The following is a 14641-nucleotide window of genomic DNA, read 5'->3' as shown; positions in this document are numbered from 1 at the left end:
TCTTACGATTCCTCTGACGGGGACTCAGCGATGCATAAACTCATCCTCCCCCCAGAAGACCCGATCGATTACTTTCCTCGCTTGGCGGGTAACTTTCAAGTAGTTGTCCAAAAACTCCTGGTAGTGCTCGGGTTCCCACCCTGCGGCACCCGCTGTGTGCGCCAGCGCAGCACCCGGCTCGGGTAGCTGATCGGTCCGCTTTCCGCGCACCAAGACAAGGGCGTTGCGCGCTTTCGTCGCTGTTTGCCATGCGGTCCGCAGAGTTTCACAGTCCTCAGGCTCGAGGAGCCCGACGTTTTCGATAGCTCGGAGGGTCGCCATCGTGGACGTGTTGTGCAGCTCCGGGTACTCGTGCGCGTGTTGGAGGGTCAGCAACTGCACTGTCCATTCAATGTCGGTCAATGCACCGCGGCCCAGTTTCGTGTGGGTGTTGCGGTTGGCCCCACGGGGAAGGCGCTCTTCATCGACGCGGGCTTTCATGCGGCGGACTTCCCTTACCATCGCATCGCTCACACCGCCCTCCGGATAGCGGAACTTGTCGATCATATGGAGGAAACGACGACCTAAGTCTTCATCGCCGGCGATCCACGTCGCACGCAGCAGCGCCTGCACTTCCCAGGTTTCGCCCCACCGTTCGTAGTACGCGCGGTACGAGTTCAGGGTCCGCACGGTCGGGCCGTTACGTCCCTCGGGGCGAAGGTCAAGATCAACATCCAACCTCGGATCCTGCGAGGGCTTCGCTAGCCGACGTCGCACAGCGTCGCCGATGCCGATGGCCCATTTCACGGCGTCTGCCTCGCTCACGTCATCGTGGGCGGGTTCGCAGACAAATAGCACGTCGGCATCGGATCCGTAACCCAACTCGCCCCCACCGAGGCGCCCCATGCCTATCACGGTCATGGTCGCCGGGATTGGTTCGTCGGGGTGTGTGGCCGTCCACCCGTGGATCTCCGCGTAGAGGGCCGCTTCCAGCACCGCGTCCCACACGAGGGACAAGCTGTGGCACACATCGGCCAGGGACATCATTCCTAACAGATCGGCACACGCGATGCGGGCTAGTTCTTTTCGACGTAGCGACCGGGCGGCGGCAATCGCTTTGTCGGGGTCTTTGTGCCTGCTCGCAGTGGTGACGAGGGATCGCGTCACCGTGGACGCGCTGACCTCCGTGAGCTTCGGACCGTTGGCGCCGTCGCCAAGAAGTTTGACGACGTTCGGCGCGGCCAGAATTAGGTCCGTGGCGTAGGGGGACGTCCCCAAGATGTGCATGAGGCGACGGCCGACGATCCCCTCGTCCCGGAGCATCCTCAGGAACCACGGGTCGTGGTACAGCACGTCGGAGAGTTTGCGATACGCCAAGAGCCCCGCATCGGGGTCGGAGGTGTCGCCCAACCACTCCATGAGGGTGGGAAGCAGCATCGCTTGGATGCGATCCTTCCGGGTTGTCCCCGACGCGAGCGCTTTGAGGTGCTCATACGCGCGGTCCGGGAACTGGTACCCCAGCACCGCCAGCTGGCGACGGGCGGCGTCGGGAGACAGTCGCGCGGTTTCGTCGTCGATAAGAGCGACGGCATTGAGCAGTGGCCGGAAGAAGAGTTTGTTGTGCAGACTGTGAATTTGGCGCGATGCTCGCCAAATGAGCTTCTTGAGCGATTCGCTGCTCGTCATGGAGGAGGTCGAGCCGATGCCGCACGACCGCGCGAGCCACCGGAGCGCGTCCTCGTCATCGGGCTCGGGCAGCATGTGTGTGCGTTTGATCCGCTGCAGCTGAAGCCTGTGCTCCAGTAAACGCACGAACTCATAGCAGGCGATGAGCTGCGAACCATCTTCCCGTCCGACGTACCCTCCGCGGATGAGGGCCTGAAGAGCGCTGATTGTCGATCGGACGCGTAGATCGGGGTCGATCCGGCCGTGAACCATCTGCAGCATTTGAACTGCGAATTCAACATCCCTCAGACCGCCGACGCCGAGTTTGAGTTCCCGCTCTTGTTGTTCCTTGGGGATATTGTCGATGACTCGGCGCCGCATATGTTGAGTGTCGTCAACAAATGAGTCGCGTTGGGAGGCTTGCCACACGTGCGGCTGAATTGCTTGGACATAGGCTTTGCCTAAATCCATGACGCCAGTCATGGGGCGGGCCTTGAGTTGCGCCTGAAATTCCCAGGTATCGGCCCATCGTTCGTAATAACTCAGGTGGCTATCGAGCGTGCGGACGAGTGCTCCGCTTTTCCCTTCGGGACGAAGGGCTGCATCCACTTCGAAGAAACATCGGGAGCCGACTTTGATGAATTCGCTGGCTACGCGGGTTGTTTTCGCATCGGCGGTCTCGCCTACGAAGATGACGTCGACGTCGGAGATGTAGTTGAGTTCGCGCGCACCACACTTCCCCATCGCGATGACCGCTAGCCGGGCATCCACGGGGTTGTTGTCCGGGTACACCGTGGCGACGGCTACCGCGAGTGCCGCTGTGAGTGCTGCGTCGGCGAGATCGGATAACGCGGCTGAGACCTCGACGAATCCCATGGGGTGAGCCATGGCGCGCTTTTCGTTGGGCGACGTCGAGGCTGTGCCTTCGTTGCCGTCCTCTCCCCCGTGTGCCGCTGAACTGCCGCCTCGCGCTGAGCCACGTCGGTCATCATCGTCTGACTGGGAATGGTGGAAAACCCCGGACGGGATGGTGCTTGCCAAATCGGAGGCGGCGATGCGCATCAACAGCGTCCGGTACGTCATCTTGAGCTGGGTATATGCCGCGGTACCGGTTATTCCTGCGCGGTACATCCCGGCCTGGGAAATCCGGGGATCGACTGATCCTTCTCGGGCAGAACCTTCACTTTGCTGCGACGATGTCGTGGACGATGGCGTGCTGGTTGAGGCCCCCGCTTCGTTCTTCCCTTCGTCACTGCCTTCAGCCAAATCCGACGTCTCGGACGCCTCCGACTCCTCGGCTCCTGGTGTCGCAATCGGTTCCGCCTCGACCGACGACAGCATCGCTGCCATCATTTCTTCCCTGTGCGGGATGGGGTCAGCGAATGATGTCCACAGGTGGGGGTTCGCAACCAGGTGATCCCCGAGCGCAGTAGAGCCCCCGACCAGCGCCAGCACACGCGACCGCACAACCTCGTTGTTCAGCATCGCGTCAAGAAACGCACTGGCCTCGTCGGAACTCGGCTTGAGATTTTCGTTCAGCCGGTAAAGGGTGTTGAGAGCCAATTCCGGGTCGCCGACATTGGCCAGGAGGTACAGGAGGCCAAGCGACTCCTGGTTATCCCACCCCAGTTTTTCCAGGTCGGACGCTGCGTGAGGGCTGGTCAAACCCAAGGTGGACGGTGATGGCACGGCAGATCGTGTTCCGCGTGCCGTCCGGAGTCGTGGTTCGGGGGGGCGGTGGGGAGCGGGGAAGAAAGTCATAAGATCACGTGCTTTCGTGTCTGATCAGACTTGGCTTTAGTAGTCCAGCGTGGTGTCCAACTCCCATGGCGTGACCTGGCTTTGGTAATCATGCCATTCCTGCCATTTGTTGCGGAGGAAATACTCAAAGACGTGCTCACCGAGGGTGTCCGCAACAAGTTCTGAGCGCTCCATTTCACGGAGTGCTTCGTCTAACGACGTCGGAAGGTCGCGGTAGCCGAGCGCGCGACGTTCCCTGCGTGTCAGGGACGATATATCGTCCTCAGCCTGTGGCGGGAGGTCGTACCCTTCGCGCACGCCTTTCAATCCCGCCGCGAGGAGCACCGAGAATGCCAGATAGGGGTTACATGCGCAGTCGGGGCTTCTCACTTCGACGCGACGTGATGAGGCCTTTGTCGAGGTGTATCGGGGTACACGAACCAACGCCGATCGGTTAGACAAGCCCCACGTTGCCGACGTCGGCGCCTCATCCCCAAAGACCACGCGCTTATACGAGTTGACCCACTGGTTCGTCACGGCTGAAATCTCGTTGGCGTGCTCCAAGATTCCGGCAACAAAGGACCGCGCGGTGGCCGACAAATTGAATTCGTCATCGGGATCGTGGAATGCGTTGGTGTCGCCTTCAAAGAGGGACATGTGGGTGTGCATGGCGGAGCCCGCTCTATTAGCGAATGGCTTGGGCATGAACGTCGCCCGAACCCCGCTTTGCAAAGCAACCTGCTTAATGAGGAAGCGGAAGGTCATAATGTTGTCCGCCATGGAGAGCACATCGTCATAGCGGAGGTCGATTTCTTGCTGGCCCGGCGCGGTTTCATGGTGCGAAAACTCGACGGATATGCCCATCGACTCGAGGGCTGTGATGGCATCCCGTCGGAAGCCCGGGGCTTCATCGTGAACGGCCTGGTCAAAGTATCCGCCATTATCGGTCGGGGTCGGTTCTTTGCCTTCCGTCATGAGGCTTCTGACGAGGAAGAACTCAATTTCGGGGTGGACGTAGGAGGTGAATCCGTCGTCGGCTGCTCTGTTTAATTGCCGACGTAGGACTTGGCGGGGGTCGGCGTAGGAGGGTTGACCGTCCGGCAGGGTGATATCGCAGAACATTCGTGCGGACGTGAGTTGGCCGTCGTACGGGAAGGGCAGCATTTGGAATGTGGATGGGTCCGGCCGGGCGATGGTGTCGGACTCCGAGACGCGGGAGAAGCCCTCGATGGCTGACCCGTCGAATCCGATGCCTTCGGCGAATGCGCCTTCGAGCTCGGCGGGGGCGATGGCCACGGATTTTAAGTATCCCTGAACATCGGTGAACCAGAGGCGCACAAAGCGGATGTCGCGTTCGTCAAGGGTTCGGAGGACAAATTCTTGTTGCCGATTCATACCTACAGGGTAGTCGGTGGGTGGGACATGGGCGCGTGTTAGCCACAGAGCGCGTGTATGTGAATAGAGTTTTATGCGTGGGAAAGCCCCCACCCCCTGGCACATACGGTGGTCACACCAGTAGAAATACCCAGAGAAAAACCCGAAAACCCTGTTTATTTGAGAGAGGAATCTAGCCTATGTCTGCCCACCCCGACGCTCCGCAACAGTCAGAAAAGCCGAGGCGGAAAACTCGGATTCATCACCTCGATCAGTTCAAGCGCGAGGGTAAACGCTGGGCAATGCTGACTGCCTATGATTTCACGACGGCTCGCATTTTTGACGACGCCGACATCCCCGTGCTTCTGGTCGGTGATTCCGCGGCCAACGTCGTTTATGGGTATTCATCGACGACGGCGATCACGATGGAGGAGCTCATCCCTCTGGCTGCAGCTGTGGTGAGGGGCGCTCCCCACGCACTCGTCGTCGCGGATCTGCCGTTCGGCGCCTACGAGCAATCGGATGAGCACGCCGTCGCTAATGCTGTGCGGATGGTTCACGGTTCTGGTGCCGACATGGTGAAAATCGAAGGTGGCGAGCGAATCGCGCCACGTATTCGGGCGATTACTCAGGCCGGGATTGCCGTGATGGCGCATATTGGGTTTACGCCTCAGTCGGTGTCTTCGCTGGGTGGTTTCCGGGTGCAAGGGCGTGGCAGCGGTGCTGAGCAGCTGAGCCGCGACGCGAAGGCCGTGTGTGAGGCCGGCGCGTCTGCCGTCGTTCTTGAAATGGTGCCGGAGGACATTGCCCGGGAGATCACGAAGGAGCTTCCTATCCCCACTATCGGCATTGGTGCTGGCGCTGGCACTGACGGCCAAGTACTCGTGTGGCAGGATATGGCGGCGATGCCAGCGGGTCGACGCACCCCGTCGTTCGTCGAGGAATTCGGGCAGATCGGCCAGGAATTACGCGACGCTGCTCAGCGGTATCGGGAACGAGTAGCCGAAGGCACTTTCCCCGACGCTGACCATGCTTTCTCGGACAACCCGAAGGCTTAAACGGCGGCGCGCACCTACACTTAGCGTCATGAGTTCTACTGATCAGCTGGAAGTCGAAGTTAAGTTTTCCGTGGACGACGCCACCCCGGTGCCTGATTTTTCCTCGGTGGAGGGAGTCTCTGGGGTTGGGGCTGAACAGCGGTTTACGCTCTCGGCGACGTACTACGACACGCCAGACCTCCAGTTGACCAGGAATAAGATCACGTTGCGACGTCGCAGCGGGGGCCCCGACGAAGGATGGCATCTCAAACTTCCGGGAACGCGCGGGCGTCGCGAAGTCCATGCCCCATTGGACGCGGGGGACACAACGGATTCCCACCATGTTCGTCCGCCTCGTGCGCTCCTTGAGACACTTCATGAGGCACTGCCTGCTGCACCGGCGGACGATGACTCGGCGGACTTTATCGCCATCGCACAAGTTGACAATGAGCGGCACGTGACCGACATGATGGTGGACTCCCCTAGCTCGCGCGGAGATGCTGAATCAGGCAAAAGTGCTATCTCATACAAGGGAGCTGAATTCTGCGATGACCACGTCTCATCGCGCGGGCTCCTCGAAGGCGGACAAGCCCAGCACTGGCGGGAATGGGAAATTGAGCTCAGCCCCGAGATCCTCGACGATCGCAACGATGGTGACGGCCAACGCGATAATCATAGCTTTGCTGATGACTTCTTAGACCGACTCTCTCAGCGCGCTCTGGCAGAGGGAGCAAAGAAATCGTCGAGCCCGTCCAAGCTCGTCATGGCTATGGGCGACACCATGCCCGACTAGGCGTCGATAAGACCTCGGCCGCGGAGCCGTCGGCTAGTCCTCCTCGTCTTCCCACTCTTCATCGGCTTCGTCGGCCTCTTGATTGCGCTCGTGAGCTCGCTCAAGCGCGTGCTCGGCTTCTTCTTTGGAGTCGTACGGCCCCATGCGGTTGAGCCAGCTTGACTTCTTCCCCTGCGAAACTTCCTTAGTTTCTGAATTGAAGTACCACTTTTGATCGTCGGTGGCCATGGTGAGTGCCCTTTCTGCAGTATGTGGAAACCGTCACCGCGCAAAAATCGCAGTTTTTTCACAGGCGCATAACAAGTTTATTTCACTCTCGCCTACATCGCCCGCAATAGACCATTATCTACCTACCATTGTTCGTAGGCCTCAGCGTCTCAGAAAACAGTCTCACAGCAGAAAGGATTTCATGTCCGGTTCACCCTCCCCTGCTTTGCTTACCGATGCGCATACTCGGGCATGGGGTGTTGATCCGACATGGATTGTTTCTGCACCCGGAACACTGGCCTGGCTGGGCGAATATGTCGCGCCCATTGGTGGAACCACGATCGCGCAGACGATCGAGCCATCGGTTCAGGTCGCGATCAGTCTCACAACGACACCACCTCAGGGCAACCACGATCAGCTAAACCCATCTGAAACCGGTATGTCCTTCGGTGTTCATTCGGCCGGTCCTTACCCCATTGCCGACGCTGACGACGTGGTGCGCACCGTGCTGGACACTGTGGCACACCAGCAAAGTGGGCTTCGACGGTCGATTCTCCTCTACGTGACGATCATGTCCTCTATTCCACCCGGTGAAGGTTTCGGTGAACACGCTGCGGCCACTGCCGCGATAACCATGGCACTAGCGACGGCGCTCTCCGGCAAGGATGACCCACCGTGCCCGCCCGCGCTGGCCACACTCACGGCGAAGACACTCCGACAGTCCGCGTACTCCCCCACATCGTGGTGGCGGCCGTCGGTCATTTTCCGCAGTCAGCCCGGAACGCTCACTCATCTCACACAGTTCGACGACGCCGTCACCGCGCTGCCTTTTACTGACGAACGGGAGCCTCTCCACCCGGTAATGCTCTCTGCTACGCCTACCGACGAAGACCTCGATCACGCACAGGGATGGGCATCGAAAACCCAACGTAACGATGCTTTCTTGTGGCGCGCATGTTCCACCTTCGGCGTCGAAACGCTATGGGACTTGCCGTCTGCTCCGCAGCGTGTTCTGGAGTGGCTTGATATTTCCCGGCGCGACACGACTGCTGATGAACAGCAGCCGGACTATCCGTCCGTCATGGAGGCGCGCCGGTGGCTGCAGTTATGCGGGCGGGATAGTTCACGTGCGCGCCACGCGGCGATGGACGTGAAATCGCGACGCACGACTCGGGTGGCCTCGACGCTCACGGCGTCAGGCCGCGAACTGATCGAGCTGGTTTCTGCTGCAACGCCCACCCAGCAGCGAATACTGAGAGACATTGCAACGCCGGCTGGCTGTGACGTTATCGGGGAAATTCCCGGCCAGAGGATTGTTGCTGCACGGCCTGTTCCCGGGGCGTCCACGTCGGTACTCGCGTTGGTGAAGCCGAAGAAGGATGAGCCTCAACCGCAAACTGCCGCCAAGATGCGGAGCGACGGGCCACGGAGCGAAAACGCGAGAAACAGCGGAATAACAGTCACGGAACTATCTTTCGCCGAGCCGGCACACATACAGCTCCCACTCACGTAGCCAACAAAGCCGCAGCCCCCACACATGTAGCCAACAACCCTGCACTCCCGCACAAAAACGAATGAGCCGGCCTATAAGCCGGATTTTGTCTGCCATGCGGGGTCTCCCCTGGCATGGGAGGTAATCATCTATCTCGGGCTGCCATCGCTAACAGCCTCACGCGGCTTACCCGCGGACTTGGACGAGCAGCCCTCAAACGCCCGCGCCGGCGCACCAAAGCAGCGGTGCGCCATCATGCCTTGCTCCCGGAAGGGTTTACCTAGCCACCACAGTCACCTGCAGTGCTGGTGCGCTCTTACCGCACCCTTTCACCCTTACCTGCAGATGTTGCGTCTGCAGGCGGTCTACTTTCTGTTGCACGTGCCCTCAGGTCGCCCTGGGTTGCTGTTAGCAACATCCGTGCTCTGTGGAGTCCGGACTTTCCTCGACGACGGTCTGCGCAGCATCAGGCACGGTCTCTGCAATCAGAGATCTCGCTCTGCTGTCGATTCCGCCCCCGCGATTACCCGGCCGGCTCAATCGCGAGGCTTCACTCTACCCCATCAACAAGGTGCGCGGTGGAATTGATAGCCTGCACGCAGATCGGGCCGTCGCTATAAAAATCAACGATGCTGATTGACGACGTATCCAGGTGAAGCCGAACAAAGAAGTCAGAGTCGGCACACAAAGCGCGACGCAGAACCGACTTGATGGGGGTCACATGGCTAACAAGGAGCAGGTTGTCTCCCCAGTGCTGGTCAACGAGTTCCGTCACCGCCTTGTGAACCCGCTGATCAACAGCCTGAACACTTTCTCCACCCGGTACGGGCATGGTCCAATCCGTGAACCACTTTTCTTGTGTTTCGCCGAAATGGTCATGAACGTCCTTGAACGTCCGCCCGTCCCATTCGCCGAAATCAAGTTCGATGAGGTTATCGACGACGTCGACCGGCAACTCCGCGGGCTGGCCCGCCCCAGGGACTAATTCGTCTGTGAGGTCATCAAGGGTTTGACGGCAACGCAACGCTGGCGATGTCACCGCGGCGGTTAAGTCGGCGTCGCGCAGCCATCGGCCAGCTCGACGTGCCTGGCGGTGTCCTTCATCGGTGAGAGGTATGTCGTCGCGGCCCGCGTACTTACCTTGTGTGGAGTACGGCGTTTGCCCATGACGGAGCAACACTAACCGGCAGCGCTGCGTCTCGGATGATCCCGGTAGCCAGGCAGCCATCAGACCGCTCCTTCCAGTTCGGGGTTGTACCGAATGAGGTACGTATTGCACTCCGGGCATTGGAGGAGCTCGTCGGCGGGGGCCTTGCGAAATGCCGTTAACGTGGCATTATCCAGCGACATGTGGCACCCCTGGCACACGCGGTCTATCAGCTGAGCGGCTCCGACTCCGTGATCCTCACGCTGTATGTCGTAGGCCTCGACAATCTCGTCGGGCAACTCGTGTTTAATAACCTGAACTTTTCGATGCTTTTCGTCTATCCGCCGACGCACCGCCATGATCGAGTCATCCAATGCGCGACGAGCGGCTGCAACGGAATCACCTGAGTCAATTGTTTCCGGCGGCTGGTCCTGACCCTCAGGGCTTTTGAGGTGCTGGTCACGCTGGGTTTCGACGTCATCCCGTCGAGATTCTAACCGTGCTCGGATCCGCTGGGCAGCGTTAATGTCGTGGTTAAGGTCGCGTCGTCGCTCTCGGTCTGAGGTCACGGTGAGCCGTTGACGATCATCGGCCTCTCGGCGACGAAGCTTGGCAATATCACTATTGAGCTTGAATAATTCAGCATCCATCTCTGAGAGCGTGACCGAAGCCGCGACAGTGCGGGACCGTGCCAAGGCTTTCTGCCTCAGGACTTCATCAAGCCGCTGTTTTTCTGGCAGGTTGACTGCCCGCGCTTCCAGAACCTCAATGTCGTTGTGGAGCCGGGACATATCAAGAAGCCTCTTTTGATTCCGCACTGAGCATTTCATGCTGTCCTCCTCCATCGTGACGGTTGAAGCGCCTGGTGCGCCAGCACTAGCAGTTATATCTCTAGAACACTGATCTCTAGTAAACCAGCAAACCGGCCGTCCGTGTGGCACTTAATGCCGCGCATCTCGGCAGGCCGTTGAGCTATTCGGACTCGTCCTACCGCTTCTTGGTGGCGTGGACTGTCCAGGGATCCGTCCTCACCTCAATCACCTCGGCGGGCAGACCCAACTGCTCACGCATCATGGTGGCGACGGATGCACACCACGGGAACTCGCTGGCCCAGTGCGCTGTATCCACCAAAACAGGCGTTCCGCGGCGAAGGTGCTCGTCGGCAGGATGGTGGCGGAGGTCCGAGGTCACATACACATCGGCACCCATCGCCCGCGCTTGATCCAAGAAACTGTCACCCGCTCCCGAGCACAACGCCACTGTTTCAATGCGCGTATCGGGATCGCCAGCTGCTCTGATTCCCTCCACGGTTTCCGGTAGCGCGTCCGCAACCCTCTGGGCGAATTCCTTCAGCGTCGTCGGGCTAGCGAGTTTCCCGACGCGGCCAATCCCACCGATCACACCACCGCTCATGGTGACGCAATCAAAAGCGGGTTCTTCATATGGATGAGCGCGAGCAATAGCGTCGATAATGTCGTTGTCGAGATTTGGACGAGCAACAAATTCCACTCTTACCTCGGTGGCATGCTCGATCTTGCCGACGCTACCTAACGCCGGGTGGGAACCGTCCTCCGGCAAAAACTGGCCTGTGCCCTCGGTCTCGAAGCTGCAGTGGGAGTACTGGCCGATCTTTCCCGCCCCCACGGCGAATACCGCGTCCTTCACCTTCTCAACATGGTCGACGGGGACCATTACGCCCCACTTGTGCAGCGTCGACTTAATAGGGTTGAGCGGCTTTGTCTCTGTCACGCCTAGGAGGTTTGCCAAGATATCGTTGACGCCGCCCTGAGCAGCGTCGGCATTGGTGTGGGCGGCGAATAACGCGCAGTCGTTTTTAATCAACCGGTGCAGTAACCGGCCTTTCGGATCATCCGTCGCCACGGAATGAGTGCCCCTCAACAACAAAGGGTGGTGGACAATGAGCATGTCCGCGTCCTGGTCGATGGCGTGATCGACGACGGCATCCGTGGCCTCTAACGCGACGGCGACTCGGGAAACACTCGCGGATGGATCCCCGCAGATGAGGCCCACGCGATCCCACTCTTCTGCCAGGGGCGGGGGGAAGGCGGCATCCATGGTCTGACGAATATCAGCGACTGTAGTCATAGACCTATTGTGACATGAGGCTAGGACACGACTGAGGCAATAACGCTTCGTGGGTGTGCGCGACGGCCACGTGGCTATGCCCGACGGCTACTTTGAATGTGCTGCACAGCGTCAATGAGTTGTTCCACGTCACTCGGGGGCCGCACAGCTAGTCGGAGTGCGCTGCCGTCGAGTCCGGGGAACGTGTCTGTACGCCGAACCGCAATGCTGTGTGCAGCGAGTTCCTGAGTCAGACGACGCGTCGATTCCGGCGATGCCGGGCCATCGTTTTCCGGAGGAATGACCAGCATAAATGGCGCTGCAGAGGGGTAAACATTCCAGCCCGCCGCAGTTAAGGCCTCCGCCATCGCCGCCCGGTTGCGCACCATCTCTTCTTTATCGCGTCGGGACCACTCGATGCCGCGGGGACTCACCGCTTGACGCATCGCTTCCAATGCCAACGTTCCCACAGACCAGGGCGGGCGTCCGTGGCTAAGTCTCTCGATCACGTCCGCGTCACCGACGAAATATCCGCACCGCAGCCCAGCCACCGAGAATGTCTTCGTCAACGATCGTGCTACCACCACCCCGGTCGGCCGATGAGGCACAAGCGACTCGGGGCACTCACTCTGGTTCGCAGACTGGTTTTCAGAACACACACCAACACTGCAATCAGTGTTATCAGTAGGCCCTGACGTGGCCATATCGATAAACGCCTCATCCACCAGAACGATCCGTCCCGGTTTCAGCGCCCGCTCAATATCCTCCCGGCGGTGAAGAACTCCTGTCGGATTCGTCGGATTACCAATCACCACGAGATTCGCATCGGCAGGAATCACGCCGGGCCAATCTTCGTCGGTAAGAGACCACCGAATAACACGCGTGACCGGAATATTAGCGCTGGTCAGCGCAAGATCGGGCTCGGTGAAGGAAGGATGCAGAAGAGCCGCTCGAACGCCATCCCCCCGTCGGCTAGCGGGACTCCCTGTGGCAGCAACTCGGCCTCCACCAAAAATCTGGGGAAGCAACGAAAAGCCCTCAGCCACACCATTAAGAAGCATGATTTCCGACGGATCACACCCATGAAAATCGGCGATGACCTCACACGTTTCCTGCTCTTCCCACGGATACGCGCCGAGATCACCCAAGCGATGTGCCAAGGCCTCCTGCAGCCACGCCGGGGGCACAGGGTGCCGAACATTCACTGCGAAATCAAGGTCCGCCCCCCGCGCGGCTTGATCCCCATGAATCTTCATCACGTCATTCACAGTGAACACAGTACCCACGGGGCACGGCCCCCCATCCCAACAGCACCCAGAGGTCACGGTCCCCATCCCAAGCGCGGCTCATCCCAATCCCTGCTGATCCCATGCCGCACTTCAGCGAGTCCCACGCCACCACTACGATAGATAGTCGCGTCGGCAATAGGCTCTGCCTGCACCGTGGATATCCCCATTGTTGGCGTCAACACCACCACGAAAGGATCACCTGTGACGGGTACCGAAACCTTAAAAATTGTCTTCGTATGCACGGGTAATATTTGCCGTTCGGCGATGGCTGACGTGATGGCGCGTGATGCCCTCGAGCGCGAAGGACTCCTCAGCCAAGTGCGCGTGGAATCGTGCGGGCTTGGTGGCTGGCATGTGGGACAAGGCGCCGACAATCGTGCCGTCGAAACCCTCCGCGAGCACGGGCTCGATGGGACTGAGCACCGCGCAAAACAATATGGTCCCCAATTTGCCGACGCGAACTTGTTCATCGTCATGGACGACGGCCATCGACGTGCCCTCCGGAATGATGGTGTCCCGTCGCACAAGATCCGTTTCCTTCGCTCCTTCGATCCCGCTGGTGGGCGCCATGAACCACTGCAGGATCCCTACTACGGGACGAAAGAGGATTTCACTGATGTTTATCACTTCATCGAAGCTGCGCTGCCGGGGCTATTGTCGTGGGTGACACGTGAATTAGAGGATCGATCGGACCGATAAGAATGGCTCAACGGGGTTGGCGAACATTCCTCAAACCAGGATGGGTAATTACCGCAATCCTGGTGATCGCGTTCGCCTATGTGGCGTTCACAGTCCTAGCACCGTGGCAACTCGGGAAAAATTCACGGACGCAGGCGACCAATCACAGGTTGGAAAAAGCGTTCCATGCGGACCCCGTACCTTTGTCGAAGGTCATCACGAAGACGGCGTCGGCACCAACCGGTACCATCGACGAATCGAATGAATGGAAGCGCGTCAAACTCCAAGGTTCTTTTCTTGCCGACGAGGAGCTGGTGCTGCGCAATCGCCCGGTCAATTCTGATGCCGCGTACCAGATTCTGACGCCGTTCCGTGCCGACGATGGCACGGTCATCATGGTGAACCGCGGCTATGTGAGGCCTGAATCCGGAAGCAGGATTCCGTCCTTTGCTCCGCCACCCAGCGGGAAAGTGACGATCCAAGGCTATACTCGGTTGGACGAGCCCGCCCCCGAAGAGCCGAAAACAACTCATGACGATGGCTACACAGAGATCACGAACCTATCGTCATCCTGGTATAAGAAAGAGATTCCCCAGGAAAATTTTGTTAAAGGTTATGTCCAGCTTGAAGAGAATCAGCCGGGGACGCTCAACGCTATTCCGCTTCCTCAGTTGGATTCTGGCCCCTACCTGTCCTACGGCATCCAGTGGATTACGTTCGGGATTTTAGCTCCTCTGGGGCTGGGATATTTTGCGTGGGCTGAGATTCGGGAACGCCGCAAAGCCCGCGAAGAAGAGCAAGAATACGGTGCACTGGGTGAGGAAGACATCACCTCAGATGGCACGCCAACAGCCGACGAGACAGCTGCCGATGATCGGGATGCTGGAGAGAGTGCAACGATTTCCGGCGAGGATGCTAGCTCGGTTAAGCGCGTGGACTCCGAGGAAGGCCAAGGACCGACGTCGGAGCACGTGCCCTCAGACCAGCGAAGTCAGGACAAACCATCCAGTGCCGACGAGGACACCACCGACCGCGGCTCACAACCGGAGCCGACGTATCAGCAGGATTTGTACGATAACCGCTACGGGGGAACTAAACGCCGTAACGCTTTCGCCCAGCGTTTTAAGAAGGACGAAGAGCGGTTCTAGTTGGAGA

Annotated in this window: 12 protein-coding genes and 1 other RNA gene; 5 read left to right on the top strand and 8 right to left on the bottom strand. The window is 59.3% G+C overall.

Annotation, left to right across the window (positions count from 1 at the left end; genetic code table 11):
* Window positions 1-24: 24 nt before the first annotated feature.
* Window positions 25-3405, bottom strand: coding sequence for a bifunctional [glutamine synthetase] adenylyltransferase/[glutamine synthetase]-adenylyl-L-tyrosine phosphorylase (locus JMN36_RS06515; protein WP_221924044.1), 3381 nt, complete (start codon window positions 3403-3405; stop codon window positions 25-27).
* Window positions 3406-3441: 36 nt separating this feature from the next.
* Entirely contained in the window at window positions 3442-4779 is a 1338-nt protein-coding gene (glnA, locus tag JMN36_RS06510) for a type I glutamate--ammonia ligase (protein ID WP_204088303.1), read from the bottom strand.
* Between the two features lie 179 nt (window positions 4780-4958).
* On the opposite strand from glnA, the gene panB reads away from it, so the two are divergent.
* Together panB and JMN36_RS06500 are read left to right on the top strand one after the other, a co-directional pair.
* Window positions 4959-5816 (top strand): 3-methyl-2-oxobutanoate hydroxymethyltransferase, encoded by an 858-nt coding sequence (gene panB, locus JMN36_RS06505; protein WP_204088302.1) that lies wholly within the window; start codon window positions 4959-4961, stop codon window positions 5814-5816.
* 28 nt (window positions 5817-5844) lie between these two features.
* Window positions 5845-6588: a CYTH domain-containing protein gene (locus JMN36_RS06500; RefSeq protein ID WP_221924043.1), complete on the top strand. Its 744-nt coding sequence runs from the start codon at window positions 5845-5847 to the stop codon at window positions 6586-6588.
* 33 nt (window positions 6589-6621) lie between these two features.
* Here JMN36_RS06500 and JMN36_RS06495 read toward each other — a convergent pair whose 3' ends face one another.
* Window positions 6622-6816, bottom strand: coding sequence for a hypothetical protein (locus JMN36_RS06495; protein ID WP_046203038.1), 195 nt, complete (start codon window positions 6814-6816; stop codon window positions 6622-6624).
* 181 nt (window positions 6817-6997) lie between these two features.
* Between JMN36_RS06495 and JMN36_RS06490 the strand changes: the two genes are divergently transcribed.
* Complete coding sequence (locus tag JMN36_RS06490; protein ID WP_221924042.1) at window positions 6998-8308, top strand: hypothetical protein; 1311 nt, start codon at window positions 6998-7000, stop codon at window positions 8306-8308.
* A gap of 58 nt (window positions 8309-8366) precedes the next feature.
* Here the strand turns inward: JMN36_RS06490 and rnpB are convergent.
* From rnpB to cobC, 5 genes are all read right to left on the bottom strand, one after another.
* An RNA gene (rnpB, locus tag JMN36_RS06485) (RNase P RNA component class A) lies at window positions 8367-8826 on the bottom strand.
* Between the two features lie 11 nt (window positions 8827-8837).
* Window positions 8838-9515, bottom strand: a complete 678-nt coding sequence (locus JMN36_RS06480; RefSeq protein ID WP_221924041.1) for a histidine phosphatase family protein — start codon at window positions 9513-9515, stop codon at window positions 8838-8840.
* Window positions 9515-10264: a zinc ribbon domain-containing protein gene (locus tag JMN36_RS06475; RefSeq protein ID WP_204088297.1), complete on the bottom strand. Its 750-nt coding sequence runs from the start codon at window positions 10262-10264 to the stop codon at window positions 9515-9517. The genes JMN36_RS06480 and JMN36_RS06475 overlap by 1 nt, the downstream gene beginning before the upstream one ends.
* A gap of 157 nt (window positions 10265-10421) precedes the next feature.
* The gene (locus JMN36_RS06470; protein ID WP_221924040.1) at window positions 10422-11540 is read right to left on the bottom strand and encodes a Nif3-like dinuclear metal center hexameric protein; all 1119 of its coding nucleotides are present in this window, start codon (window positions 11538-11540) and stop codon (window positions 10422-10424) included.
* A 74-nt stretch (window positions 11541-11614) separates the two neighbouring features.
* Window positions 11615-12787: a pyridoxal phosphate-dependent aminotransferase gene (gene cobC / locus JMN36_RS06465; protein ID WP_236881641.1), complete on the bottom strand. Its 1173-nt coding sequence runs from the start codon at window positions 12785-12787 to the stop codon at window positions 11615-11617.
* Window positions 12788-13009: 222 nt separating this feature from the next.
* Here cobC and JMN36_RS06460 point away from each other — a divergent pair, with 222 nt between their 5' ends.
* Together JMN36_RS06460 and JMN36_RS06455 are read left to right on the top strand one after the other, a co-directional pair.
* Complete coding sequence (locus tag JMN36_RS06460) at window positions 13010-13507, top strand: low molecular weight protein-tyrosine-phosphatase (RefSeq protein ID WP_221924039.1); 498 nt, start codon at window positions 13010-13012, stop codon at window positions 13505-13507.
* 2 nt (window positions 13508-13509) lie between these two features.
* The gene (locus JMN36_RS06455; RefSeq protein WP_221924038.1) at window positions 13510-14634 is read left to right on the top strand and encodes an SURF1 family cytochrome oxidase biogenesis protein; all 1125 of its coding nucleotides are present in this window, start codon (window positions 13510-13512) and stop codon (window positions 14632-14634) included.
* The last annotated feature ends 7 nt before the right edge of the window (window positions 14635-14641 follow it).

The organism is Corynebacterium pseudokroppenstedtii (assembly GCF_019754945.1).
In the GTDB taxonomy this organism is placed as follows: domain Bacteria; phylum Actinomycetota; class Actinomycetes; order Mycobacteriales; family Mycobacteriaceae; genus Corynebacterium; species Corynebacterium pseudokroppenstedtii.
The sequence above is the reverse complement of the archived record's forward strand: the minus strand, read 5'-3'. Positions and strand labels throughout refer to the sequence as shown.

Excerpts from the sequence above, each read along its gene's own strand:
- JMN36_RS06480 (WP_221924041.1), bottom strand. The coding sequence starts at position 9,515 with ATGGCTGCCTGGCTACCGGGATCATCCGAGACGCAGCGCTGCCGGTTA.
- JMN36_RS06495 (WP_046203038.1), bottom strand. The coding sequence starts at position 6,816 with ATGGCCACCGACGATCAAAAGTGGTACTTCAATTCAGAAACTAAGGAA.
- glnA (WP_204088303.1), bottom strand. The coding sequence starts at position 4,779 with ATGAATCGGCAACAAGAATTTGTCCTCCGAACCCTTGACGAACGCGAC.
- JMN36_RS06470 (WP_221924040.1), bottom strand. The coding sequence starts at position 11,540 with ATGACTACAGTCGCTGATATTCGTCAGACCATGGATGCCGCCTTCCCC.
- JMN36_RS06455 (WP_221924038.1), top strand. The coding sequence starts at position 13,510 with ATGGCTCAACGGGGTTGGCGAACATTCCTCAAACCAGGATGGGTAATT.
- JMN36_RS06490 (WP_221924042.1), top strand. The coding sequence starts at position 6,998 with ATGTCCGGTTCACCCTCCCCTGCTTTGCTTACCGATGCGCATACTCGG.
- panB (WP_204088302.1), top strand. The coding sequence starts at position 4,959 with ATGTCTGCCCACCCCGACGCTCCGCAACAGTCAGAAAAGCCGAGGCGG.
- JMN36_RS06475 (WP_204088297.1), bottom strand. The coding sequence starts at position 10,264 with ATGAAATGCTCAGTGCGGAATCAAAAGAGGCTTCTTGATATGTCCCGG.
- JMN36_RS06500 (WP_221924043.1), top strand. The coding sequence starts at position 5,845 with ATGAGTTCTACTGATCAGCTGGAAGTCGAAGTTAAGTTTTCCGTGGAC.
- JMN36_RS06515 (WP_221924044.1), bottom strand. The coding sequence starts at position 3,405 with ATGACTTTCTTCCCCGCTCCCCACCGCCCCCCCGAACCACGACTCCGG.